The 588-nt window shown below is 66.0% G+C and carries 1 protein-coding gene; it reads right to left on the bottom strand.

Annotated elements, in window-relative coordinates:
* Nucleotides 1-573 (bottom strand): AMP-binding protein (locus AC0L2A_RS36330; protein ID WP_473612994.1); only part of this gene is annotated, 573 nt, incomplete at its 3' end.
* Between the last annotated feature and the right edge of the window lie 15 nt (nt 574-588).

A 588-nucleotide genomic window follows, 5' to 3' on the forward strand; every position in this document is an offset into this window, starting at 1 on the left:
GTGTGCAGTGGTGATGCGTTGGCTGATTATCAAGTCTACAAGCGCATCGGGGTCTTTGTGTGCCGCCGGTGGCGCCAGCACCAGGGTCGCCCCTTCAAGCAACGTCCAGAAGAATTCCCAGGCCGAGACATCGAAGCCAAATGGCGTCTTCTGCAAGACGACATCAGTCGCATTGAGAGCGTAGGCTTTCTGCATCCAGATCAGGCGATTGATAATAGCCCGATGCTCATTCTGTGCCCCTTTGGGCGTTCCGGTTGAGCCGGAGGTGTAGATGACATAGGCGAGATGGCGTGCGTTCAGGCCCAGCGCGCGCGGGTCGGGATCGCAGGCGGGCAGCTCGGCCGCGGGGGTGCCCTCCAGATCGACCACGCTCACATCGGCCAGCGCCTCGGCGCCGAGCGCGGCGCGTCCGGCCGCATCGCAAAGCAGCAGCCGCGGCGCGGCATCCTCGAGAACCTGCCGCAGCCGCGCGCAGGGATAGGCCGGGTCCAGCGGCAGATAGGCGCCGCCGGCCTTCAGGATCGCCAGCAGCCCCACCACCATCGCCGGGCTGCGCTCGACGCAGATCGCCACCGGCTGATCCGGCCT

This window comes from Mesorhizobium sp. WSM4844 (assembly GCF_055811775.1).